This is a genomic window from Vampirovibrionales bacterium (assembly GCA_016712355.1).
Taxonomy (GTDB): Bacteria; Cyanobacteriota; Vampirovibrionia; order Vampirovibrionales; family Vampirovibrionaceae; genus JADJRF01.
In genome coordinates this window covers 2,370,188-2,392,977 of the sequence record JADJRF010000005.1, presented here as the reverse complement: position 1 = coordinate 2,392,977, position 22,790 = coordinate 2,370,188, and the positions used below count along the sequence as shown (strand labels likewise).

19 protein-coding genes are annotated in these 22,790 nt (G+C 59.6%); 12 read left to right on the top strand and 7 right to left on the bottom strand.

All coding sequences use genetic code 11. The annotated features are described in order from the left end of the window. Window positions 1–36: 36 nt before the first annotated feature. From IPK79_12385 to IPK79_12365, 5 genes are all read left to right on the top strand, one after another. Window positions 37–1,731, top strand: coding sequence for a pilus assembly protein N-terminal domain-containing protein (locus tag IPK79_12385; protein ID MBK8191233.1), 1,695 nt, complete (start codon window positions 37–39; stop codon window positions 1,729–1,731). Window positions 1,732–1,757: 26 nt separating this feature from the next. Beyond that, the gene (locus IPK79_12380; GenBank protein MBK8191232.1) at window positions 1,758–2,990 is read left to right on the top strand and encodes a response regulator; all 1,233 of its coding nucleotides are present in this window, start codon (window positions 1,758–1,760) and stop codon (window positions 2,988–2,990) included. A gap of 6 nt (window positions 2,991–2,996) precedes the next feature. After that, window positions 2,997–4,559, top strand: coding sequence for a CpaF family protein (locus IPK79_12375; protein MBK8191231.1), 1,563 nt, complete (start codon window positions 2,997–2,999; stop codon window positions 4,557–4,559). A gap of 98 nt (window positions 4,560–4,657) precedes the next feature. Continuing rightward, window positions 4,658–5,662 (top strand): type II secretion system F family protein, encoded by a 1,005-nt coding sequence (locus tag IPK79_12370; protein MBK8191230.1) that lies wholly within the window; start codon window positions 4,658–4,660, stop codon window positions 5,660–5,662. 59 nt (window positions 5,663–5,721) lie between these two features. Then, window positions 5,722–6,726, top strand: a complete 1,005-nt coding sequence (locus tag IPK79_12365) for a type II secretion system F family protein (protein ID MBK8191229.1) — start codon at window positions 5,722–5,724, stop codon at window positions 6,724–6,726. A gap of 40 nt (window positions 6,727–6,766) precedes the next feature. Here the strand turns inward: IPK79_12365 and IPK79_12360 are convergent, their stop codons facing one another. Both IPK79_12360 and gyrA read right to left on the bottom strand, forming a co-directional pair. Then, window positions 6,767–7,333 carry a hypothetical protein gene (locus IPK79_12360; GenBank protein MBK8191228.1) on the bottom strand — a complete coding sequence of 189 codons (567 nt, stop codon included), beginning with the start codon at window positions 7,331–7,333 and terminating at the stop codon, window positions 6,767–6,769. 146 nt (window positions 7,334–7,479) lie between these two features. Then, on the bottom strand, window positions 7,480–10,086 hold the full coding sequence (gyrA, locus tag IPK79_12355; GenBank protein ID MBK8191227.1) for a DNA gyrase subunit A: 2,607 nt from the start codon (window positions 10,084–10,086) through the stop codon (window positions 7,480–7,482). A 332-nt stretch (window positions 10,087–10,418) separates the two neighbouring features. Between gyrA and IPK79_12350 the strand changes: the two genes are divergently transcribed. Beyond that, a complete protein-coding gene (locus IPK79_12350) occupies window positions 10,419–10,763 on the top strand; it encodes an STAS domain-containing protein (GenBank protein MBK8191226.1) in 345 nt (114 codons plus the stop codon). Window positions 10,764–10,831: 68 nt separating this feature from the next. On the opposite strand, the gene IPK79_12345 is transcribed toward IPK79_12350, so the two are convergent. Both IPK79_12345 and IPK79_12340 read right to left on the bottom strand, forming a co-directional pair. Then, a complete protein-coding gene (locus IPK79_12345; GenBank protein MBK8191225.1) occupies window positions 10,832–12,112 on the bottom strand; it encodes a type II toxin-antitoxin system HipA family toxin in 1,281 nt (426 codons plus the stop codon). A gap of 3 nt (window positions 12,113–12,115) precedes the next feature. Continuing rightward, complete coding sequence (locus IPK79_12340) at window positions 12,116–12,325, bottom strand: helix-turn-helix transcriptional regulator (protein ID MBK8191224.1); 210 nt, start codon at window positions 12,323–12,325, stop codon at window positions 12,116–12,118. A gap of 345 nt (window positions 12,326–12,670) precedes the next feature. Here IPK79_12340 and IPK79_12335 point away from each other — a divergent pair, with 345 nt between their 5' ends. Continuing rightward, window positions 12,671–13,774, top strand: coding sequence for a glycosyltransferase family 2 protein (locus tag IPK79_12335; GenBank protein MBK8191223.1), 1,104 nt, complete (start codon window positions 12,671–12,673; stop codon window positions 13,772–13,774). Here the strand turns inward: IPK79_12335 and IPK79_12330 are convergent. The 3 genes from IPK79_12330 to IPK79_12320 form a co-directional block, all read right to left on the bottom strand. Beyond that, on the bottom strand, window positions 13,732–15,093 hold the full coding sequence (locus IPK79_12330) for a class I SAM-dependent RNA methyltransferase (protein MBK8191222.1): 1,362 nt from the start codon (window positions 15,091–15,093) through the stop codon (window positions 13,732–13,734). The two genes, IPK79_12335 and IPK79_12330, sit on opposite strands and share 43 nt — an antisense overlap. Window positions 15,094–15,096: 3 nt before the next feature. Next, window positions 15,097–16,341, bottom strand: coding sequence for an acyl-CoA thioesterase (locus IPK79_12325; protein MBK8191221.1), 1,245 nt, complete (start codon window positions 16,339–16,341; stop codon window positions 15,097–15,099). A 132-nt stretch (window positions 16,342–16,473) separates the two neighbouring features. After that, complete coding sequence (locus IPK79_12320; protein ID MBK8191220.1) at window positions 16,474–16,917, bottom strand: hypothetical protein; 444 nt, start codon at window positions 16,915–16,917, stop codon at window positions 16,474–16,476. A 559-nt stretch (window positions 16,918–17,476) separates the two neighbouring features. Between IPK79_12320 and IPK79_12315 the strand changes: the two genes are divergently transcribed. The 5 genes from IPK79_12315 (at window position 17,477) to IPK79_12295 (ending at window position 22,726) form a co-directional block, all read left to right on the top strand. After that, complete coding sequence (locus tag IPK79_12315; GenBank protein MBK8191219.1) at window positions 17,477–18,568, top strand: hypothetical protein; 1,092 nt, start codon at window positions 17,477–17,479, stop codon at window positions 18,566–18,568. Between the two features lie 100 nt (window positions 18,569–18,668). Next, window positions 18,669–19,952: a hypothetical protein gene (locus IPK79_12310; protein MBK8191218.1), complete on the top strand. Its 1,284-nt coding sequence runs from the start codon at window positions 18,669–18,671 to the stop codon at window positions 19,950–19,952. 137 nt (window positions 19,953–20,089) lie between these two features. After that, window positions 20,090–20,917: a MotA/TolQ/ExbB proton channel family protein gene (locus IPK79_12305; protein MBK8191217.1), complete on the top strand. Its 828-nt coding sequence runs from the start codon at window positions 20,090–20,092 to the stop codon at window positions 20,915–20,917. Further along, a complete protein-coding gene (locus tag IPK79_12300; protein ID MBK8191216.1) occupies window positions 20,889–21,893 on the top strand; it encodes an OmpA family protein in 1,005 nt (334 codons plus the stop codon). The genes IPK79_12305 and IPK79_12300 overlap by 29 nt, the downstream gene beginning before the upstream one ends. Before the next feature lie 5 nt (window positions 21,894–21,898). Then, the gene (locus IPK79_12295; protein ID MBK8191215.1) at window positions 21,899–22,726 is read left to right on the top strand and encodes a flagellar basal body-associated FliL family protein; all 828 of its coding nucleotides are present in this window, start codon (window positions 21,899–21,901) and stop codon (window positions 22,724–22,726) included. The last annotated feature ends 64 nt before the right edge of the window (window positions 22,727–22,790 follow it).

The following is a 22,790-nucleotide window of genomic DNA, read 5'->3' as shown; positions in this document are numbered from 1 at the left end:
CCCCTATTGCCGTCATTACTGGCAGGAGCCCCCGCGATGCCCCGTATGCAACACGATGTGATAAAACGAGCCCTCAGCGTCGCCATGGCGTTGAGCGCGGCGGCCTCGCTGGGCGGATTGGCCCTGGCCAGGGACGCTCTCCAGCCGCTGAATCCGGTTGAGACTGACGCCATCGCCCGCCTCGCCGCAGCGCCTGATAAAGCAATTGCCGTAACGCCTGATAAAGCCATTCCGGCCATGGCGCTGCAACAAACCGCAGAGCCTGTTGCGGGGATAGAAACGCCCGCGGCGATGGAAATAAGCCCATCGCCGTTGCCGACCCCGCCGCTGGCCGAGGAGGCCTCGCGCGATCGCGACTTGATGCCGATGCCGTTGCCATCTGCGGCCAGCGTTGCGCCGTCCTACCGCGCCGACGCAGGCGGGCCGCCTGCTCAGGAAAGCGCCCAGTCGCCGCAATCGCTCGCTGGAAATCTCACGCAATTGACGGTGCGCAAAGGGCGATCGCAAATCATCAAGTTTGCGCAACCCATCGAGCGCCTGTCGATAGCCGATCCGCAACTGGCCGACGTGATTCCGCTGGCGCCGGATCAGCTCATGATCAACGGCAAGCAGCGCGGCGTCACCAGCCTGATCGTCTGGGACGAGCGCGGACAGGAAGGCATCTTTGACCTGCACATCGAGAACGACACCGCCGAACTGATGGCCGCCATCAACGAGATCGCCCCCAATGAGAATATTCGCGTGCGGGTGACCGACGACTCGTTCATTATTTCAGGGCAGGCGTCGAGTTCGGTCGTGCTGGACGAAATCCGGCGCACGGCGGGCGCCTATGGCTATCGCGATCAGATGTTCGTCGATCTGACCGAGACCCCCACGCCGCAAGTGGTGCTGGCCGTCAAGATTATCCAGATGAATAAGCAGGTCGCCCGCGATCTCAAAACCTCCTTTGGCGCGCAGGGACAAGACTTCTCCATTACGCGCCTGCAAGGGCCGCTGGACTCCAAGGCGCTGGAGCTTCTCGGTCGCGCTTCGGCAGGTCTTGCGCCCGGCTGGGATTTCGGCGGACGGGGTCTGGCGGGAGGCCTCAAGCGCTCGCTGCGAACCATTCAGGCCAGTAATGGCAGTCCGGGCGGCGTGACCAGTACGTTTGGCATCAGCCGGAATTTTGAAACCGCGCTCGATATGCTGGAAACCAATGGCAAGGTCTCGATTCTCGCAGAACCCAAACTGGTCGCCACCCATGGCCGCGAAGCCAGTTTTCTGGCAGGCGGCGAATTCCCGTACGTGTCGGGAACCGATCAGAACGGCAGCCCGATTCTGTCGTTTCGCGAATATGGCGTGCGCCTGACCTTTACGCCGTGGATGAACATTCGCACCGGCCTGATCGAGATGAAAATCGCCCCGGAGGTCAGCAGTCTGGACTCTGGCAACTGTATTGATATCACTGGCGGGCGGGTGTGCGGCATCCTCAAGCGCACGACCAACACCACCGTGCAGCTTCATAACGACGAAAGCCTGATGATTTCCGGCATTCTGACGCGCGAGGAAAACAACACCTTCGCCAAGACGCCGTTTGTCTCGGATCTCCCGATTCTGGGCATCTTTTTCAAGAACGGCAGCTACAACAAGCTCAACACCGAGCTGGTCGTCATCGTGACGCCCCACGTGCTCGACAATAACCAGGATCGCGGCCGGTACTTCGAGAGCAGCGCGCCAGGCGCCAAAGGCTAGCGGCAGGCAGGGAGAAAGAGGCTAACATGAGTCGGGTGATTTCAGTCATCGTCATTGAAGGGGACGTCGAGACCCGCGGCCTGATTCGTCAGACGTTGGGCGAAACGCAACTGGTCGATATCATCGCCGAGACCGATAGCCTGATTTACGGCTACGAACTGGTGCGGCAGAATCATCCCGACGTGGTGTTCATTGATCTGCGCGCCGACACGGCCAAGACGCTGGAGCTGGTGACGCGCATTTCCACGCACTTTAAAGACGTGCTGATCGTCATTTCGGGCGATCAGATCGATTTGCAAACGATCATGGCCTGTATGCAGGCCGGCGCGCGCGAATTCATCCGCCGTCCCATCCAGCGCGAAGAATTGCTGGGTCTGTTGCATAAGCATCAGTCGCATTTGGGCGCAGAGAGTCAGGGAGACGACAGCGGGCGCATTATCACGATTTTCAGCAACAAGGGCGGCCTGGGCAAGACCACGCTGGCCGTGAATCTGGCGCAAGCCCTCTCAGAAGTGACGCAACAGCCGGTGGCGCTGGTCGATTTAAACCTGCAACTCGGCGATATCGTCACGTTTCTGGACGTGACGCCCAAGCAGACTATTGTCGATATTGCCCGCAATATCGGACGCGTGGACGCCGCCTATCTGGAAACGTCGCTGGCGAAGTTCGAATACGGGGCCTCGCGCGTCTACGTCCTGGCCGATCCGCTGCACGTCGAAGAAGCCGAAGAAGTCACCGCCGATCAGATTAATACCGTGCTGACCGTGCTGAAAGCCACGTTTCCCTATGTGATCATCGACACGACGACCTCGTTTGACTCCAAGACGCTGACCGCGCTGGATCTCGCCGACAATATCATGCTGGTGTCGATGGTCAACCTGCCTTGCATTCGCAGCAATCAGCGCGTGTTAAGCCTGTTTGAGCGCCTCGGCTACGACAAGCAGAAGGTCAAGCTGGTGATGAACCGCTATGTGCCCGACGACGAAATCAGCGTCGAAGACGTCGAGGAAACGCTGGATCACGGCGTGTACTGGAAAATTCCCAATAACTATTTCGCCGTGATGACGGCCATTAACCGCGGCATCCCGATCAGCTCGCTGGAAAACGGGCAGGCGATTTATCAGAACTTCCTCGGGCTGGCGCGGCAGGTGAGCGGCTTGCTGCATCGTGACGACGCGGTCGAGAGCGAGGCGCGCCCGGCCGGATTGGGCAAGAAACCGACCAAAAGCCTGTTATCAGGCCTGTTCGGCAGGAGATAAGCCCGCATGTCGCTGCGAGAACGCCTGAATAAGACGCGACCCGCCTTACCCGGACAAGGCGCGTCGACGCCTGCGCCGGGACCGCTCATCAGCGCCAATTCCGCAGGCGGCGGTCCGGCGGCTCCCATCGGCGCATCCGAAGCCGGCGGCGCGATTGATACGCGCAAAACCGCCAAGGGCGAGCATTTCGAGCAGCTCAAAAACAAGATTCACAATAAACTCGTCGAAAATCTCGTTGTGGGCGACGATCAGGCCACCGATCGACAGGCCATCGTCATGGCCGCCTTCCAGTTCCTGGAGCAGATCCTGCAACAGGAGCGCATCCCCATGAGTCGGCCCGAGCGCGAAGCGCTGGTCGGCGAACTGGTGGAAGAAATCATGGGCTACGGCCCGATTGAACCGCTGCTGCTGGATGAGATCATCTCAGAGATCATGATCAATGGGCCCAATCAGGTCTACGTCGAGAAAAACGGCAAGCTGACGCTCAGCGCCGTGCAGTTTCGCGACGACGCCCACCTCATGCACGTCATTGAGCGGATTGTCTCGACTGTAGGCCGCCGCGTCGATGAAAAAGTACCGCTGGTCGATGCGCGCATCAAGGCGCCGGGCAAACCTTACGACGGCTCGCGTTTTAACGCGGTGATTCCGCCGCTGGCAATTGACGGGGCGTCGGTCACCATTCGTAAATTCAAGAAAGACGCCGGGACACTGGATAAGCTGCTGGGCTGGGGCTCGATGACGCCTTCCATGGCCGAAACCCTGGTGGCGGCCATGAAATCCCATATGAACATCATCATCTCCGGTGGAACGGGCTCCGGTAAAACGACCATGCTCAATAGTCTGTCGGCGCTAATTGCCGAAGACGAGCGCATTGTCACCATCGAAGACGCCGCCGAGCTTCAGTTGCAACAGCCCCACGTCGTGCGGCTCGAATCGCGTCCGGCCAACATCGAGGGCGAAGGCGCGATTCCCATCCGACGGCTGCTCATCAACGCCCTGCGGATGCGCCCGGATCGTATCATCGTCGGGGAATGTCGCGGCGGCGAGACGCTGGACATGCTGCAAGCCATGAACACCGGTCACGACGGCTCGCTGACCACGTTGCACGCCAACACCCCGCGCGACGCCCTGTCGCGGATCGAAACCATGTGTCTGATGAACGACAATCCCCTGCCCGAAAAGGCCATCCGTCAGCAGATTTCTTCGGCGGTGCATCTGATCGTTCAGGTCAGCCGTCTCAGCGACGGGCAGCGTAAAACCACCAGCATCACTGAGATCGTCGGTATGGAAGGCGACACGGTCACGATGCAGGAGATCTTCAAATACGAGCAAATCGGCCTGGACGAGCGCGGGCGCGTCATTGGCGCGCATATCGCCACCGGCGTGCGGCCGCGTTTCGCCGATCGCGCCAAGGCCAAGGGGCTGCATCTGGCCAACGAGATTTTCGTCAAACAGTCGGTCGAGGACATGCTGGCCATTAAACCCCCGCCCGCGCCGGACGCGCCAGTCGACAAGCCGATTCTCAGCGCCGACGAGATTGGCCTGTTTCAGCGCTTGCGCAAGCCGTGACGCCCGCCCAGAGAGGTTCTACTCAGAGAGGTCGTATCCAATGAAGCGCCATAGACTGATCGCGCTGCGCAGGGGACAAACGCCGGGACGCCGCGCCCATGGGTGATTCGACGCTTATCTGGATGATCGTCGCGGTGGCGCTGGTGCTGGGTCTCTCGGTGGCGATCGGCTTTGCGTTGTTCTATTTTCAGCGCTACGCCAGCCCAGAGCCGACGCCGATGCAGATGCGCCTGCGGCAGATTAAATCCGCCCACGCCGTCATCGTCGAGGCTCAGGACGAGAGCATGCGGCGTCTGGAAGAGCTGATGCGCGATCGCAGCTACGACAACGAGGCGGTGGGCAAAGTGCTCAACCGATTTAACTTTGCCGCCTCGCTCAAAAAGCAACTCGCGCAAGCCGGCATGAAAATGACGGTGGATAAATTCATCCTGTTTTTTATCGTCGCGCCGATCATTATTTGCCTGCCCATTGGTCTGGCGAGCCTCAATATCGTGATAGCGCTGCTTGGGCTGGGCGTGCCCATTGGTTCGTTAGTCTTTCTCAAGTTTAAGAAGGGCTCGCGCACCAACGCCTTCATCAAGCAATTGCCCGACGCCCTGGGGCTGATGACCAGCGCCTTGCGCGCAGGCCATTCGTTTCAGTCGGCCATCAACGTCATCGCGCTCGAAATGCGCGCCCCCATCGGGCCCGAATTTTCTCAGGTGGTGAATGATATTAATCTGGGCATTCCGATTAAAGACGCTTTAAATCGTCTGGTCGTGAGCATGGAAGTGCCGGATATCCGCATGTTTGTTACCGCTGTGCTGATTCAGCGTGAAGCGGGCGGCAATTTAGCCGAAGTGCTGGATAAGCTGGGCTATACCATTCGCGAGCGCTTCAAGCTCAAGGGGCAGATTTCCGCCGCGACCGGGCAAGCGCGCATGACCGGCTATATGCTGGGCGCCGCGCCCGTGATTGTGTTTCTGGTGCTGTTTCTGTTTATGCGCACTTACGTTGAGCCGCTCTATTCAACGATTCTCGGTCAGATTGCCCTGGGTATCGCCGCCTTCCTGCAATTAATCGGCTTCTTTGTGATGAAAAAAATCGTGGACATTCGCGTCTAGCGCCATGAGTATCCCCCAAAACGCCCGCCGAAACGCTGGCCTGAAAGGACCCTAAGCCGTTGCCACCCTTAACCATCGCCTTAATTGCGTTTGCGGGGCTCCTGCTGGTCGGGGCGGCGTTTTTTCTGACGTTTCAGTCGCTGGCGCTGCTCTTTCCCGAAAAAGATCCCGTGCATTCCCGGCTGGACTCCTTGAAGCAACTCAAGGCGCTGGGCGGTCGCGCCGCCACGCCGCGAAAAGATTTGTTCGAAACGCTCGTGGATTTTTCCACCCCCCTCTCGCAACAGTTTTACAGGGGCAACGATCGCCACTACGAAAACGTCAAGACGCTGCTGGCGCAAGCCGGTCAGGCGGATCACGATACGGCGGTCAATCGCTTCCTGGCGGTTGAAATCGCTGTGGGGATGGTCTGCGCGGGCTTTGGCCTGTTGGGCGGCTTCATGATTGGCGTCAAGAATTTTGGCCTGGGCATGGGCATGGTGGTCTCTGTGGGCGCGCTGATTGCCGGGTTATTGCTGGGAAAATATCTGGCTCTAATCAATATTCGCTCCAAGGCGGGCAAGCGGAAAACCGAGATTCGCTATACCTTGCCCGATACGCTCGATTTGATGGTCGTCTGCGTCGAGGCCGGTCTGGGGCTGGATTCCACGATTCAGCGCATTGGCGACGAAACCGAGCGGATGGCGCCCGAATTGTCGTATGAATTCAAGCGTCTCAACAAGGAGTTAAACGCCGGGATTCAGCGCGGCGAAGCGTTTTCGAACCTGGGGACGCGCTCGGGCGTCGACGAGTTGCGGTCCTTGTGCAGCATGATTGTCCAGGCGGATAAACTCGGCACCAGCGTGGCCGATTCGTTGCGCGTGTACGCCGACGACGTGCGCGTTCGCCGCCGTCAGAAGGCCGAAGAGCTCGCCGCGAAAGCCAGCACCAAGATGACGATTCCGCTGGTGTTTTTCGTGTTTCCGCCGCTGTTTATCGTGCTGATGGCCCCCATGTTGATCTCCTCGCTGGGGTCTTTCATGGGCGGGGCCGGCAGCGCGCTGGGCTCTTCTGTTGGCCGTTAGGGTCTCGCCGCCGCCAGCGATCGCCTGCGCGCGTCAGATGCTAGGTGTCGGGATCCCCATCCGGCGCGCCGCCTAAGGGAACCTCCCGAAAATCAGGCCCTTTGGCGCGGGATCGTAAGTCTTTCAATTTAAAACCCAGTTTTTTGGCCTCGTGGACAAACTTCCGGTAGTTCGGGGCGCTTTCAAGAAAGCCGGGAGAGAGATCGAGATCTTCCGGGATTAAGACGTGAGACTCAAAACTTTCTAAAGCTATCAGCTTATTTTTGAGTTCTTCCAGCTTGCGCCGGATCTGTATGGTTTCTGCAGAAACCTGTCTTCCGGGCGAATGTCGTCGAAATCCAAGTCGTTTGGCCAGCCGTATGATCATGACCCGTTCTGATGGGTTGGCCGGTGGCTCCAACGGGATATCTCTTTGGGAATCAAAAAGATGGTATTGAAAAGTCCCCGCTTCGAGGAGTGTTTGTTTGAGTTGATGGATTTGTTCGGCAATGAACGTCATTCGCTCCGAAGTCTGTCTGCCTTTGCGCTTGGGGCCAGATTCAGGGCTTTTCGCGCCAAAGCGCGGGGGCGTAGACGCGGGACTGTAAAAAAAGGCGGGCGAGAGCATAGACGCCATTCCTGAAGCGGGTCGGGTACGTCCTCAGTAAAAACCCGCAGGCTTCAGGCGATTGCGCGGCGGCGCCTGCTGCTCCCGGAAGGCCGCACGAGCAGCGCTGTCGGGCCGTTCTTGCAATAAAGCAATCGCGCTGTGGCTTACGCCGAAGGGGCGTCGTCGTCTTCGGAGGGCGGCTTCAGATCCGGCAGTCGGGTCTGAGCGTCGTCATCGGCGTCGACCGGATCAGACGGGGCGAGCGTATCGCTTCCATGCTGCCGCGCCGCGCCTGCTGCGCCGTCCTGGGTCAGGCGTTCCTGCTCTTCGTCAGAGACGATCTTCGTGACGGAGGCCACAAAGTCGTTGTCGTCCATATTCTGCAGGCGCACGCCGGTGGCGGCGCGCCCCTGGCGCGAGATGTCGCGGGCGTTGAGACGCACCACGACGCCGTTGGCGCTGGCGATCAGCAGCTCGTCAGAGTCGTCAATCACCAGAATATTGGTCAGGCGGCTGCGCGGGTTCTTGAATTTGGTTGCAATCAGCCCGATGCCGCCGCGATTCTGCGGACGGAATTCGGCGATATTGGTGCGCTTGCCGAAACCGTCGTTGGTGATAATCATCAGGTCGAGCGTCGCGTTATTGGGGCAGACGCCGAAATCGACGATTTGATCGCCGGCGCGCATTTTCATCGCCGTGACGCCGCGCGCCGTGCGGCCAATCGGACGCAAATCGCGCACCGGGAAGCGAATCGCCATACCCAGACTGGTGCCGATAATCACCTGATCGTTGTCATCGGCGGGCAGCACCCAGTTCAGCGAGTCGTCGTCTTCCAGGCCAATGGCGATGAGGCCGTTGCGGCGAATATTGGCGAAATGCGCCAGCTCGATTTTCTTAATCCAGCCTTGCGCAGTCAGCATCAGCAGGAAGCGCGAGTCGGAGAAGTCGGCGACCGGCACCACGGCGGTGACGCGTTCTTCCTGCTCCAAAGGCAACAGGTTGATGACGGCCAGGCCCTTCGATTGGCGGCTGCCTTCGGGTAAATCGTAAACCTTCAGGCTGTGAGCGATGCCCCGGCTGGTGAAAAACAGCACGGAATCGTGCATATTCGCCACGAAGAACAGGATCACGTCGTCCTCGTCGCGCGTCTTAATGGCGCCTTTTCCGCGCGTGGCCCGGTTCTGACGCTCGAAGGCGTCCAGCGCGATGCGCTTGATATAGCCCTGACGGGTGATAAAGACGGCCATCGCCTCGTTGGGGGTGAGATCTTCCATCGAGAAGCCGTCATCTTCGGTCGGCAAGATGCGCGTTTTACGCGGGTCGCCGTATTGCGCCTGCAATTCTCGCAGTTCTTCTTTAATAATCGACAATACGCGCTGACGATCTGCGAGAATCGCCTTGAAATCAGCGATTTTGACTTGCAGATCGTTGTATTCCGCCGTGATTTTCTCGCGTTCCAGTCCGGTGAGGCGGCGCAATTGCATTTCCAGAATGGCGTTGGCCTGATCAACATCGAGGCTATAGCGCGTCGTGAGCTGCTCGCGGGCCTCTTCTGCGCTTTTGGCGTTGCGAATCAAGGCGATCACCTGGTCCAGATCGCCGATGGCGATAATTAATCCGGCCAGAATATGGGCGCGGGCCTGGGCCTTGCCCAGTTCAAAGCGCGTGCGACGGACAACGACTTCGATGCGGTGATCAATAAACTCATGCAGAATATCGAGCAGGCTCAGCAAGCGCGGCTGATTATTCACCAACGCCAGCGAATTGACGCCGAAGGTGGTCTGTAACTGCGTGTGCTTGTGCAGGTTGCGCAGGACGACGTCCGGTTTGGCGTCGCGCTTGAGTTCGATGACCAGACGCATGCCGTCGCGGTCCGACTCGTTGCGCAGGTCGCTGATGCCTTCTACTTTGCGTTCGCGGGCCAGTTCTGCAATTTTCTCGATCAGATTGGTCAGGTTTACCTGGAAGGGAATTTCCGTCACCACGATGGCGGTGCGTTCCTGGCGTCCGCCGCCGCCGGGAATCTGCTCAATGCTGGTAATGGCGCGCACCAGCACGCTGCCGCGCCCGGTTCGATAGGCTTCCCGGATGCCGCGCATCCCGACAATTTCGCCGCCGGTGGGGAAGTCCGGTCCCTTGATGTACTGGGTAATGCCGTCAGCGTCCAGCGTCGGCTCGTCGATGAGCGCGCACAGGCCGTCGACGACTTCCGACAGGTTATAGGGCGGGATATTGGTCGCCATGCCGACGGCGATGCCGCTGGATCCGTTGAGCAACAGGATGGGCAGGCGCGTGGGCAACACGCTTGGCTCCGACTCCGAGCCGTCGTAGTTGGGCTGAAAGTCAACCGTGTCTTGCTCGATGTCTTGCAACATCGTCATCGCCACGTGCGTCAGCTTGCATTCGGTGTATCGCATGGCGGCGGCATTGTCGCCTTCGACGCTGCCGAAGTTGCCATGGCCGTTTACCAGCGGGTAGCGGCTGGAAAAATCCTGGGCAAGGCGCACCAGCGCGTCGTAGACGGCGGTGTCGCCGTGCGGGTGATATTTCCCCAGCACTTCGCCGACCACCTTGGCGCATTTCTTGAATGCCTTCTCGGGGGTGAGGCCCAGTTCGTGCATGGCGTACAGGATGCGCCGGTGAACGGGCTTGAGACCGTCGCGCACGTCGGGCAGGGCGCGGCCGACGATGACGCTCATGGCGTAATCGATGTACGAGCGGCGCATTTCGTCGCGAATGCTGATGGGAACGACGTTGCCGTCGCCGAAAATCTGGGTTTGTCGGGTGCTCACGTGCGGTCTCTACCCCGTTTCATATTAAACGCTGTTAACGGCCCTGTTACGTCTGCCGGCCAGACGGACCGGTCAAAATCAATGGCCAGATTACCGGGGGCGATTATACGCCAAAAGCCCCAAGGTCCCAAGCGCTCGTAAAGCAATTGCGACGTCTGCGCGCGGCGCGCCCTTCTCCCCCAGCCGGAGGGCTTGCCCGCGCTGGCGATGCGCGGCGGTCCCATCAGTGCTATAGTAAGGAGCAATCCTGAGACCCATTTTCGATACCCAAGACAATACCCGCGACAAGACCAGAGAGGCCCGTAACGCCCATGACCCCTATCACCGGACTGAAGACGCGCGAAGCCGGCGACGCCACCGTCGTGGAAATCGATTCGCAAAACGTGGATTTCCGTAACTGCGAAACCATCAAGGCCGCCATCCAGAGCATCGTGCGCAGCGGCCGCAACCGGCTGATTCTCAATCTGGGCAAGGTCGGCTTTATGGATAGTTCCGGGCTGAGTATTCTGCTGTCGTGCAAGCGCCTGTGCGAAGAGACCAACGGCCGTTTGACGCTGTGCGCCTTGCAAAGTTACGTCAGCAATCTGGTCATGCTGACCAACCTGAATCGCTCGATCCCCATTTTTGAAACCGAAGAGCAGGCCATCGCCGGCTGACGCGCCTGTTTTTTTCGTGAGAACTGAGCTTTCTTAAGATGCCTGGGAAGGTCTGAGGGCTTCAGAAATCAGTCGCCTGTCTCAAGCCGCTGAATGGTTTGCTGGCAGCGCGCTTCAATCACGCGCGCCATCTCATCCAGTACCGGATCAAACACGTTGCGCTCCTGCATGTTGGCTTTTTCGGCCTGAAGCGCGTCCGGCAGAAGACGGGCCTGCTTATAGAGCGTTTCTCTTAAGGCCGGGTACGAATAGCCCATCTGCCGGCATTGCCGTTGCCAATGACGCGCAAAAATCCGATCGGGTTCATAATAGCCGCCGATTTTCATCGCCATGGTCTGGGCCAGATGGGGATAAACCTGCGTGCAGATCAGGTCATAAGCGGGCGCCATGGCAATCTGGCTTTGAGGATGATGAAGCAGCGAGACGTTTTTTCCGTGCGCGTCGCAATTGGCAATGAGGTAGTTAAACGCCATCAACGCCGCCATTGCGTTGCGGTCTTTGACCGGTCGGGTGGTTGCTCGCAGGAGATCAAAACAGGCGGTAAAATCCGGGCCGCCTTCTCGCTGGTATTTATTGGCGGAAATAATCCCCAACGCCTGACAGAAATCTTCCTGATGAATGCGTTGAACATGACCGCTCGCTATCACCCGGTCATAGCGTTCAATCAACAAATAGGGCGTTTGCTGCGCCCAGCGGATTTCTGCGTGAGGGACCTTCAGGCCCATCGACCCGCACACCCGTTGGGCGAGCTTCAGGCACGCGTATTCATTATGAATAATCCCATCAACGCCTGGCATTACAGGCTTTAAGATGTGCGTGGTGGGACAACCCGCTTGTGGCAGGGCAATTTCGTTGTCAATGACGCAAACCGCCGCTTTGTCCTGCGCGCCCGCCAGCGAGAGTCTCAGACCCTCCGCCCCTAAAAACAGGGGCTTTTGAGGCAATTCCTGAATATGGTGATACAGCGCTTCTTCTGAGAGCGCCTTGCCGGATAAGGGAAACGGTTGTGCGGCTTGCGCACTCACGGTTTCGTGAAGCGGATGCAGCGAAACCGCCCCGGCGCAATCGTAGCCAATGGCGCGCAGCACCCCAAAACTGTTATGAGGATTAATGCCATAGCGCTGACCGATGGCTTTGCGGGCCATGGCGCTTTCTGGCAGCAGGCCGCCGAAGTAGGCCTCGCTTCGGACGTCATTGTAGGGTTCTGACCGGATTGGCATGCCAATAGAAAGCGCCTGAGACGCCTGCGGCAAATAGGTAAATTGCATGCTCCCCGTCGGGGTTTGCTGGAGAACCCCGACCCATTCTCCAGACAGCCAGACGGCGAGCGATTGTTTATCCTGCGGCATGGATTATTCGCGCCTCACGTTCAGCGTAAGGCCGAGCATTGCGGCCGCTAGCAATGCTTTTTCCAGTTCGCAAGTGGGTTTGCCTTTTTCCAGCTCCCGGATGAATCGAACGCCCACGCCGCATGCCGCCGCCAACTCTTTCTGGGTGACTTGGCTGGCTTTTCGGGTTTCTCGAATCAATTGTCCGAAGTCGCGGGCATTTTGAATGGGCATGCGGGCCTTTCAAAAAAGATCCTGCTCGGGATGTTTTTTGATTGTACCTCCTTGCGAGGGAAAAATCATCCCGTTCGGTGCTTTTCGGTGATCTTCGCGGGGATTTTTCGTAAAAAGATCCCGCTCGGGATTTTTAGGGGCTGGCGTTGAATGCGCGGGGGATTCGACGCGACGCGAGGAGCTCCCGGACGCATCCGGGAAGCGCTGGGACCGGATTTCGACGGGTTTTTGGCGCGCGAAGGCGTCTGCGCTATAATGGGCCGGTTGACGCGAAAGCGACGAAGAGAGACCCGCAAATAAGACGTTAAAAAATAAGACGTTAAAAAATAAGAGAGGACGCGCGGTATGGAGAGTTCCTGCGCCATGAGCGCCGCTGACACGCGGCAAACGCCGCTGATTTCCGTGATTTTGCCCACGCACAACTGTGAAAGCTTTTTGGGCGAGGCGGTGATGTCCGTCCTTCGCCAGACTTATCCCCATTGGGAGCTGTGGGTCGTCGATGACGGCTCGACCGACGGCACGCCCGCGCTGATGGCCTCGTTTACCGCGCGCGATGAGCGGATTCATTATATTCCGCTGCCCAAGCAACCGTCTTCGGCAGGGAGCGCCGTTCGTAACGTCGCATTGACCCACGCGCGGGGCGACTATGTGGCGTATCTGGACTCTGACGACGTGTTTTACCCCGATGCGCTCGAAACGCTTCTGGCCGCCCTGCGCGATTGCCCGGATAAAGTCGTTGCCAAAGGGTTCTACAATACCATTGACGAGCGCGGGCGACCGCTGCGCAATGTGGGCGTGGATCTGCTGACCCTGCCGTCCGGGGAAACCGTCCTGCCGCCGGGGTTTTGCTACGACTGGCTTACGGTTCTCGACGTGCGTTTTCCGTGTCAGTTGGGAACCGGCCTGTACCGCCGCTCCCTGCTGGATGAATTGGGACCGTTTCGCGAAGATTTGACGCATTCGGACGACTTTGAGTACTTCGTCAAGATTTTTCAGCGCTATCCGCAAGGCGTCGCCGTGCTGCCGCGCTACGTGCTGGGCTACCGTATTCAGCCCAACGCGCTGACCAAAGATCCGCAGAAGGCGCAGGCGCTCGTGTCGTGTCACTTGCGCGTGCTGGACGATATTTTCGCCCCTGAATTCGGCTTGCCGCCGCAGGCGCAGGCGTTGCGCTCCCTGGTGACGCTGTATTTCTTCCGGCGCGTGGCGCGCAATCAGCTCAATTTAAACCGTCCGCAGTTGGCCAGGGCCTTGGCGCTTCAGGCGCGGCGACGGCCCGATGTGGATAAAACCGCATGGCTGCGCGCTTTTTGGGGCGTGTACTCCCAAACGTTCTTCCCCAGCGGATTCTATCAGAGTCTGGCCGGTCTGAATCGTGAAGTGCGGCTGATGGCGCAAGGCTTGCGCTACGCCTCTCCCCTTACCAGACAAACGACGGTTTCCACGTGATGCGTGTCCGCGAACATATCCACCGGCTGGATGCGCTCGATGCGCCACTCGCCTTTCTCTTTGAGGCGTTTGAGATCGCGCGCCAGCGTGGCCGGATCGCAGCTAATCATAATAATTCCTTCGCGGACGTGGGCGTTTAGCCAGTCAATGACGCGATACGGGCAGCCCGTACGCGGCGGATTCACAATGGCGATGGCGACGTCGTCCTCCATGCTCTTGAGCGTACTGCACACGTCGCCATGGCGGGCTTCCACGGTTTCGACCTGATTCAGCGCGCAGTTCAGGGCGAGGTCGGCGATGGCGCCGTCGGCGTATTCGGCGGCGATCACGCGCTCGCATACGGCCGCCAGCGCAAACGTAAACGTCCCAACCCCCGCGTAAAGATCCACGCCGGAAGGCAGCAGCGCGCGATCCCCGGCGATGACGCGTAGAGAGTCTTTCACCAGGCCCAGCAACAGCCCCGCCGCGGCCCGATTGACCTGAAAAAAGCTGTCGCAGCCGACCTGAAACGTCCACTCGCCCAGCTCTTCGCGGAAAAACGCCTGTCCTGCCAGCACCCGGTGCCCGGAGACGCCTTGGGCGTCGATTCCCAGAATGGCGGGAAACGCTTGGCGCAGCGGCGCAACCAGCGGTTCGAGAGCCTGATGCCGAAGCGTTTCGCCGCGAAAACCAACCAGAATATCGCCGCCTGCGTTTTGCCGTAACAGCAGGCTTTCTGCGCCGGTCTGCCCCGGCCAGCGCGCGCTCAGCCAGGCGACGATCTCGGCAAAGACGGGCGGCGCCTGTAGGCAGCCCTCATAAGCGACAATGCTGCGACTCCCCGGCGCGCGATACCCGATGAGCGCTGCGCCCGTTTGGGCCGCGTCTTTGGGTGGCGCGTCCGTCTCAGAGAGCGGCGGCGCTTCGTGGATAGCCAGCGAAATCTTGTTGCGCAGCGACAGTTCCGGGGGCGGGGCCAGAGTCTCTTCGATCGCGGTTTGCGGCAGGCGCGCCAGACGGCGCATACAATCGGCGACCAGCAGGCGTTTTTCGCGCAACTGCGCTTCTCGCGTCAAATGGACCCAATCGCATGCCGGACACGGCGCAGGCGCCGGATCGCGGCGATCAGGCGAAGGCTTGAGGACCAGCCGAACCGCCCCGCGCAAGGTCTTGGCGCGTCCGATCCGATAGACAATCGAAAGCTTGTCTTGCGCGGCGGCCCCTTCGACCAGCACGAGCTTGCCTTCCGGCAGGCGGGCCAGCCCGACGCCGCCCGGCAGAAGTTTTTCAACGACGACGACGGCGCTTGCGTCGTATCTCGGGTCAAAATCGACGTCCATAGGTTAAGGCTCCATCCATATCCAGAAACAACGTTTAAGGCGAGACGCCTTGTCTCGCCAGAATAACTGGCATCGTCGCCAGAGTGGTAAGCGCGGGGTGTGCTCGTTCTTGGCCTGAAGCGCCTCACTGGCGCGAAACTGGCGTCGAATGTCGGCGGCTTCTGCGCGCTGGGTCTGCTGCGGGGTCGTCGGTTGCCAGGGAGGCACAGGCGCGGGGCGTTCAGTGGTCTCATCAAGCCGGACGAAGACCAGATAACACTGAGCGATTTCTCGCGGGTGAAACGGGTCGCCGGGGGCGATGGCTTCCACGAGGACCTGGGTTTCCATCGAAGTTTTCCACGTCTTGGTCGGCAGCGCCCGCGCGCGGACGGTTTCTCCCACAAAGGCCGGGGCCAGAAAACTCATGCGATCAATCCGCGCCAGAATGGCGGGACCGCGTCCGGCGTGGCGCAAGGCGGCCTGCTGGCCTGCTGCGCTGATCATTTCCAGAATCACCCCGCCAAAGACGTTGCCCAGCGAGTTGGTCTCTTTGCGCGTCATCAGGCGAGAAATATCGCTGATAAAAGGATCGTCAGTGGCATTGAGCGCCAGCGGCGGGGCCTCGCTAGCTTCCTGTCGGCGGTTTTCGCGCCGCAGGTCGGCGAGCCGCGCGGCCCGGTAGTCCGAAGCGCGCCCCAACGACAATGGCGGCAGGGTGACTTTATGGCGGCGCTCATCCAGGGCGACATACGTCAGATAGGCGGTGGCCACGTCATGGCGCACGGTTTCGCGATCGCGCAAGCCAAAGGCCGATAACGTCACTTCGGTTTCCAGCGAGGAGCCCCATACCTGCGTGATGCGGCTGTCCATGCGGATGTATTCCCATGCGTGAATGGGACTGACAAAATTGGTTCGGTCGAGCGAGGCCGTGACAAAGATATTGCCCTCATTAAAATGCCGGAATGCCGACACGACGCCGACGACATCCATCAGCTTGAGTAAATGGCCGGCTTCGACGTGGCCCAATTCATTACAATTCTCTTCCAGCGCTGGTTTCAGAATCAGCGCGCGAGAATCCTCCGGCGAGCCGCCCGGTTTTCGGCCCCGTTTGCCGGGCGATGCGTTGGGTAAGGATTCCCACAGGGCGCGCGACAGCCATCGCTCAATCATGCCGCCGTGCGGCGGCGGGGCAAAGCCCAGCGCGCTCTCAGGCGGGCGCGGGGATAGCAGGCTTTCAAGCCAGCGGCGCGAAAAATAGGACGCAGTCATAACGACAGGACAACCCTGATTGAGCGGGGCGAGCGCCAGGCGAGGCCCCGGGTGTTCAGCGTATCAAAACGGGCCCGATGCGCCAATTGCTTTTCGCGCGCCGGGGGCTCGCCGTTAATAGCGATCCGCAGGTTAATAACGATCCCACCAGCGCCAGCCTTCTTTGAGGCCGTGGGAGGCGCCCCTGGGGGCTCCGCTGATGGCGCCGACCGGCAGCGCGATCAGCGCCCCGGCCACACCCACCGGAACCAGCATCGGATTGCGATCGGCGCGTCCGAAGGTTTCTTCAGCGACGCTGGTTTCCATCGCCGCAACGCCTTCATAGCCGCCTTGCAGTGCGCCCAGCCCCGCCCCCATCGCTGCGGTGGCCAGTCGCAGCGGAAAACTGACCAGCTTCCAGCCAGTCCCGCCCCCGCGCGTTCTCTCTCCGGGAGCCGGTAACGGCGTCTCGTTGGGGGTCGGCGGGTCCGCCCACGCGCCGATTTCCGCCATACAAAAGCTGGCTGCGCTCATGACAATAGCGCTGATGACGATGACGCTCCGCGCGCGCGCGCCGCATCCGGGAAGTGTTTTCACGCAGTCTCTCTCCCTCTCTGCCATAATCTGTCCGACATAATTCCAAGGGAGATGCGGGCGTTCCTCTGTTTGGGGGGCTGCGCCGCTTTCCCTCTTTCTTAGTTTAGCCCACGCGCGCGCGTCCTGAGCCCAAGATCCATCATCTCGCCGATAACGCCCTTTTGGCCGGCGGGCGAATGTCAGCATTGTCGTTGGGATAGGGCCATATCTGGGTCGTTTGCGCTTTGGTTTTACACAGTTTTGAGCGCTCAAAACGCTGAAAAAGCGCGCTGTGTCCGTGAGGGCAATCATCCCGATTTTGTTGTTTTTATTCTTGTAGCACCCGTTTGTTGTAAATAATAGATAGAGAGTATTGAAGATGTCCGACCCCGTTCAAGGCATGTTCTCCCGCCGTTCGGGCGATCCGCGTATGGAGATCCCCCGTTTGCAACGTGCAGAGAGGGCGCCTGGCCTTCGCGGGTTTCAAGATGCGGAGCCCACAAACTTTACGCCCGCATTTGGCTCGACGCGGGAGGCGTCCGCAGACCTCCGGCTTAGACGCGCCGATTCGCCTGAGCGCGTGAGACGGCAGGCCCTCAAGACCCTGGCGGGTCAATTTCAGGCGAATCAAGCGCCCGGGCCTTACGCGACTCAGACGCAAGAATCTGTATTTACCGATCCCGACCGCGGGGGTCGCGAAATCAAGACGCTTTTATACCAACCGGTCAAGGCCGAAGGCGACACGTCTGCGGCGCCGCTGGTGATGCTCTCTCATGGCTTGGGCGGCAGCGAAAAAACGCTGGGGTATCTGGCTGAGCATTTGGCCAGCCATGGTTATGCGGTCATGGCCCTGAATCATCCGGGGTCGGACGTGGAGGCTGAGCGCGCTGTCAAACACCAGTTTTATCAAACGAAATTGCATGATTTCGGGGTGTCTGAGGAGGCGATCCAGGAGTTGTCCGAAAATGGTCGGCTGACCGAGGCGGGCGTGTCGCGTTTCCTCAGCAATAGAGGGGTGGATGAAGGCCAGATTTCCCAATTGAACCGCGAAGCCGAAAAGTCCGTTACCGATGCGTTACTGGATCATAATCCGCAGCAATGGGCGGATCGTCCTCAGGACGTCACGTTCGTGCTGAATCAGCTCGAAGCGCAGGCGCTGTCGCAGCCTGAGCTTGCCCCACGCATTGATTTCAATAACATCGCCGCTGCCGGCCACTCGTATGGCTCCTTTACCACGCTGGCGCTGGCGGGCGCCGAGGTTAAAACCGCAGATGGCGCGACTAAGAGTTTTCTCGATCCGCGCATCAAGGCGGCCTACGTCTTATCGCCGATTGGATCGCGCGAAGACAGAGGGCCATTTACGTCGACTTCTTTCCAGTCGCTTAAAACGCCGGTGTTTGGCGTCGCAGGTTCTGAAGAAGACCCTGAATTCCGCTCGCAACCCGTAAAACTGGGCCCCGAGACCGAAAACCATTATATGACAGTCTTGAACGGGAAACGCCATATCGATTTTGGCAATGGCGGCGATGAGGAGACCCACACGTTTGTTAACGGCAGCGCCCTCACGTTTCTGGACGCCTATATGCGCAGCGATCTGGTATCGCTCAGCGCTCTCAATGACCTTCCCACAGGCGAGGGGCGACTGGAGCGCAATCCGTTTTTCAAACGCTAAAGACCCGCAGGCCTTTCGCGGCCTGTAAGACGCTTTCCCATGAGAGATAGCTGCTGAGAGAGAGAATCAAGAGAGAGAGAATCAAGAAAGAGTTGAGAGAATGATTCATCCGGTTTCATACCAGACAACCGCGCGTGCGCGCGCCAAACGCGCCACGTCAAGGGAAATTTCGGGACCGGCGAGTCTGCAACGCCAAGCGGCTCGCGCTTCCTCTCCCGCCGCTGGGTACAGCGTTGCTGACTACGGCCTCTATGATCAGGCCCAGGCCACGGCCTTCCGTCAGAAGGGCGCCGCCAACGGGGCGATGCGGTCTTCTTTGAACGCGCTGGGCGGCGTTATTAAGACCAATCAGCAAGACGGGCCGCTCGGCGTGACCCGGGAGGACGTCACCTATACGGACCCCACGCGCGGCGATCGCGCCATTAAGACGCGTCTCTACCTGCCAGCCAGTCAAGGCGACCGGCCTGCGCCTCTGGTGGTGCTGTCCCATGGGTTGGGCGGCAGCGAAAAAACGCTGGAGTACTTGGCTGAGCACTTGACCAGCCAAGGTTATGCCGTGGTTGCAATGAATCATCCCGGATCCGATGTGCAGGCGGTTCGAGAGGCGCAGCAGGCGTCCTTTAAAGAACAGCTTCAGCAACTGGGCGTCCCGCAACGCAAAATCGATCAGTTATCAGAAAATGGCATTGGTCCTGCAGAAATATCCAAAACGCTGAGCGCCCAAGGCTTGTCGCCTCAGGAAATTCGAGAGGCCAAGCATAAAGCCTTCAGTCAGGCCGCTGAGAAGTTACTGTTCCAGCAGTCGGAGAACTGGTCGGATCGGCCTCAAGACGCCAGCTTCGTACTGGATCAACTGGAGGCGCGGGCGCAGCAGGATCCCGCTTTCGCCAAACAGATTGATTTTGACCATATCGCGGCGGCAGGCCATTCGTATGGGTCTTACACCTCGTTGGCGCTGGCTGGCGCGACGATTAATATGCCCGAGGGTCCGACCAGTTTTCGGGATCCGCGCATTGACGCCGCGTTTATCCTTTCTCCGGTGAGTACCCGGCCAGGCGGCGGGGGCCCGTATACGGCTGAATCGTTTCAAACCGTCGAAACGCCGGTGTTTGGCATTTCGGGGACCAAAGACGATCCCGAGAATCGGGTCTTGACCGTGCGGCTCGGTCCGCAATCGCAGGATGGCTATATGCTGATGCTGGAAGATCGGCGTCACAAAAGCTTTGGCAACCACGGCGACGACGCCACGCAAAATATCGTCAAAGGCGCGGCGACTACGTTTCTGAATGCGTATTTACGGGGAGACGCCGCCAATCAGGCCGCTCTTGACGCCGTGCCCAGCGGCGACGGGCTCATGCGCGGCAACGCTTTTTTCAGGCGTTAAGCCCTGCGAAATCCTCCAAACCGTTGAGGACGCGCGCCGAATTCCATCCTACAGTGGGATCAGTGTGGGAATAAAAGAGGTGACGTCGGGCTCGCCACTGGCTGGCGCGCCACGCCCTCGGGAGTTGACGCGCGCATATGGACAAGGCGACGGTAATTGGATTAATTCTGGGCTGTCTGACGTTGGGCGGCGCGCTGTTGCTCGGGCATGCGCCCCTGCAGGCGTTGATTCAGCCCGAAGCCCTGCTGATGGTGTTTGGGGGCACGGCGACCGCCGTTCTGGTGAGTTTCTCAACCCGAACGCTGGGAGCCGCCTGGACGGGCTTTTGTCACTCTCTGCGTGAAGACGCCTTCGGCGCTGAAGATTATCTCGACTACCTGACGGAAATTTCCCGTTTTGTGCGTCAGGAAGGCACGCTGGCCCTTGAGCCGATGCTGGCGCAGGTGGAAATTCCCTTCATTCGCCAAGGTCTGCAACTGATGGTCGACGGGCAGCCGGAAGCCTTCATTCGCAATAGCCTGATGACGGAAATTGACATTACGTATCGCGATGATCTCGATAAGTCCCGCGTCTTTGAGGCCGCTGGCGGCTTTGCGCCCACCATGGGCATTGTCGGCGCCGTCATTGGCTTGATGAGCGTCGTCGGATCGTTTCAATCGCCGGGGCAATTGGGTGAGGGCGTTGCCGGGGCTTTCAGCGCGACGTTATATGGCGTGGCGCTGGCCAATCTGTTTCTGCTGCCGGTGGCGGGTAAATTGCGTCAGCGCGCGCGCGATCAATGGTTCCGTAAAACGCTGATGCTGGAAGGCATGATGAGCATCTGCTGCGGCGATCACCCGATGATGACCGAAGAAAAGCTCCGCTTCTTTGCCGGCGCCAAGCCCGCAGAACGATTCCCAGAACGTCTGGAAGACGCAACCCCGGATTTCATTTTCGATGACCTGGCGCATACGACCTCCCGCTAATTTCGCGACCGGTCCCGGCGATCCGCCCATCATTCCGCTGAAATCGATGGAGCCTGCGGCCGAGGATCCGGCTGTCGGGCAAACCGTCAGCCAGGCCATGATGCAGCGCCTCGACGCGATGGAGCAAGACCTGTCGGGCGGGACCACTTACACGGGCGCCGTCCGCTGGATGATTCCCTACGCTGACCTGTTGACCGTATTGCTGGGCTTGTTTTTGCTGGTTATCGCCCTCTATGCTCATGAAAAACAGGTCGTCGACGCCTCGTTGAGTCAAACGCGCAAGGCGCTGGCCGTTCAAACGGCGGAAGCCACGGCGACGAAAACCCGTCTGGCGACGATTCGCCATAGGCTCGAAGCCATCTCCGGGCCGTTGTCGCGAGAAGAAGCCGGTATTTTTGAAGAAAGCGCCGGATCGAAGATCCCGCCCGCCGCGCCTCTGGACGCGCGCCTGATGGCCATCCCCGATATCGAAGTACAGCGTCAGGAGCGCGGCATCGTCGTGCGATTGCCCGATTCGCTGCTGTTTCCGTCCGGCAGCGATGCGCTGACGCCGGGCGCCCGCACGACGCTCGACCGGCTGGCGCCGGTCCTGCGCGACAATCCGACGCCTATCAAGATTGAGGGTCATACCGACAATGCGCCGATCGCTACCGGGCGTTTTCCGTCCAACTGGGAATTGTCGACGGCGCGCGCAACGCAGATTGTGCGCTATCTGATCACCCAACGGGGCTTTTCGCCGGGGCGATTGTCCGCGTCGGGTTATGGCGAATTTCATCCCATCGCGACAAATTCCTCCATCGAAGGGAAACAAAAAAACCGCCGGGTCGATATAGTGTTAATGAATGCGGATGCGGCCAAACAGGAGCCGCCGCCCGCCCCTCAGACATCATCGGGAAAATTATCGGCAAAAGTATCGGGAAAGGAGAGCCCCCGGCCGACAGCCGTTTATCACATGACGGCTCCGCTGGCGGAATAAATCCTATGGCCAGACCTACCAAGCCCAAAGATCTCAAGCCCAAGGCCGATGGCGACGCCCCTGCGGAAGGCGCTGGCGGCGGCGGCGGCGGCGGGGGATCCAAGCTGGATTTAAAATTTATCATCACGATTGTGGCGATTATTCTCGCCAGCGTGGGGGGATCGGCGGCGTCCATCTATTTTCTGGCGCCGATTGCGCTGACGCCTCAAATCGTCTCGCAAATTAAAGCTGCCGGAACCGAAACGGGCAAAGATGGCGAGCACGGCGGCGGCGGCGAAGCGTCGGGCCCCAATCAGACCATCGGGATGAATCTGGAGCTGGATGAGTTTACGGTCAACCTCAAGCCCGACCCGGCGCGCCCCGGCAACCAGTTTTTACGCACCAAAATGTCGTTGAGTATTGCCGTGCCCGAAGAAGAGTACTGCGACGCGGGCGGCGAGCATAAAGCGATGTTACCGACGGTCTCTCGCACGGCTCTGGCTCAGGCGTTTCCGCTGCAAGGCGGCGTGCTGGCGGGCGCAGCGGCCAATCTGGAGCCCGTTCGCACGCCGTCGCCCGGGTCTGCTGACGAACAGCTCATGGCCAACGGAGGAGAGGCTGAAGACCCCTTCGTCGCTTGCCAGAAAGCGTTTAACAAGAACATGGCGCGCTACGTGCCGACGATGCGCGATATCATCAACCAGGCCCTGATGAAGCGCACGGCGGGAATGCTGGCGTCCATCGAGGGGCAGGAATCTCTCAAGGACGAGATCAAAGAACAAACCAACCACCTGATCGGCGACCATTATTCGGTCATCCGCATTAATTTCTCTGACTTCATCATTCAATACTAGCTTCGGGATGAGAGAAACCGGCGCCTGAGAGAGAGCGCCTGCATTTTACCGGGACGCGCGCGCG

What these genes read in the sequence shown, in the direction of transcription:
- IPK79_12385 (MBK8191233.1), top strand. Translation starts at nt 37, where the DNA reads ATGCCCCGTATGCAACACGATGTGATAAAACGAGCCCTCAGCGTCGCC.
- IPK79_12380 (MBK8191232.1), top strand. Translation starts at nt 1,758, where the DNA reads ATGAGTCGGGTGATTTCAGTCATCGTCATTGAAGGGGACGTCGAGACC.
- IPK79_12375 (MBK8191231.1), top strand. Translation starts at nt 2,997, where the DNA reads ATGTCGCTGCGAGAACGCCTGAATAAGACGCGACCCGCCTTACCCGGA.
- IPK79_12370 (MBK8191230.1), top strand. Translation starts at nt 4,658, where the DNA reads ATGGGTGATTCGACGCTTATCTGGATGATCGTCGCGGTGGCGCTGGTG.
- IPK79_12360 (MBK8191228.1), bottom strand. Translation starts at nt 7,333, where the DNA reads ATGCTCTCGCCCGCCTTTTTTTACAGTCCCGCGTCTACGCCCCCGCGC.
- IPK79_12350 (MBK8191226.1), top strand. Translation starts at nt 10,419, where the DNA reads ATGACCCCTATCACCGGACTGAAGACGCGCGAAGCCGGCGACGCCACC.
- IPK79_12345 (MBK8191225.1), bottom strand. Translation starts at nt 12,112, where the DNA reads ATGCCGCAGGATAAACAATCGCTCGCCGTCTGGCTGTCTGGAGAATGG.
- IPK79_12340 (MBK8191224.1), bottom strand. Translation starts at nt 12,325, where the DNA reads ATGCCCATTCAAAATGCCCGCGACTTCGGACAATTGATTCGAGAAACC.
- IPK79_12335 (MBK8191223.1), top strand. Translation starts at nt 12,671, where the DNA reads ATGGAGAGTTCCTGCGCCATGAGCGCCGCTGACACGCGGCAAACGCCG.
- IPK79_12330 (MBK8191222.1), bottom strand. Translation starts at nt 15,093, where the DNA reads ATGGACGTCGATTTTGACCCGAGATACGACGCAAGCGCCGTCGTCGTC.
- IPK79_12325 (MBK8191221.1), bottom strand. Translation starts at nt 16,341, where the DNA reads ATGACTGCGTCCTATTTTTCGCGCCGCTGGCTTGAAAGCCTGCTATCC.
- IPK79_12310 (MBK8191218.1), top strand. Translation starts at nt 18,669, where the DNA reads ATGATTCATCCGGTTTCATACCAGACAACCGCGCGTGCGCGCGCCAAA.
- IPK79_12305 (MBK8191217.1), top strand. Translation starts at nt 20,090, where the DNA reads ATGGACAAGGCGACGGTAATTGGATTAATTCTGGGCTGTCTGACGTTG.
- IPK79_12300 (MBK8191216.1), top strand. Translation starts at nt 20,889, where the DNA reads ATGACCTGGCGCATACGACCTCCCGCTAATTTCGCGACCGGTCCCGGC.
- IPK79_12295 (MBK8191215.1), top strand. Translation starts at nt 21,899, where the DNA reads ATGGCCAGACCTACCAAGCCCAAAGATCTCAAGCCCAAGGCCGATGGC.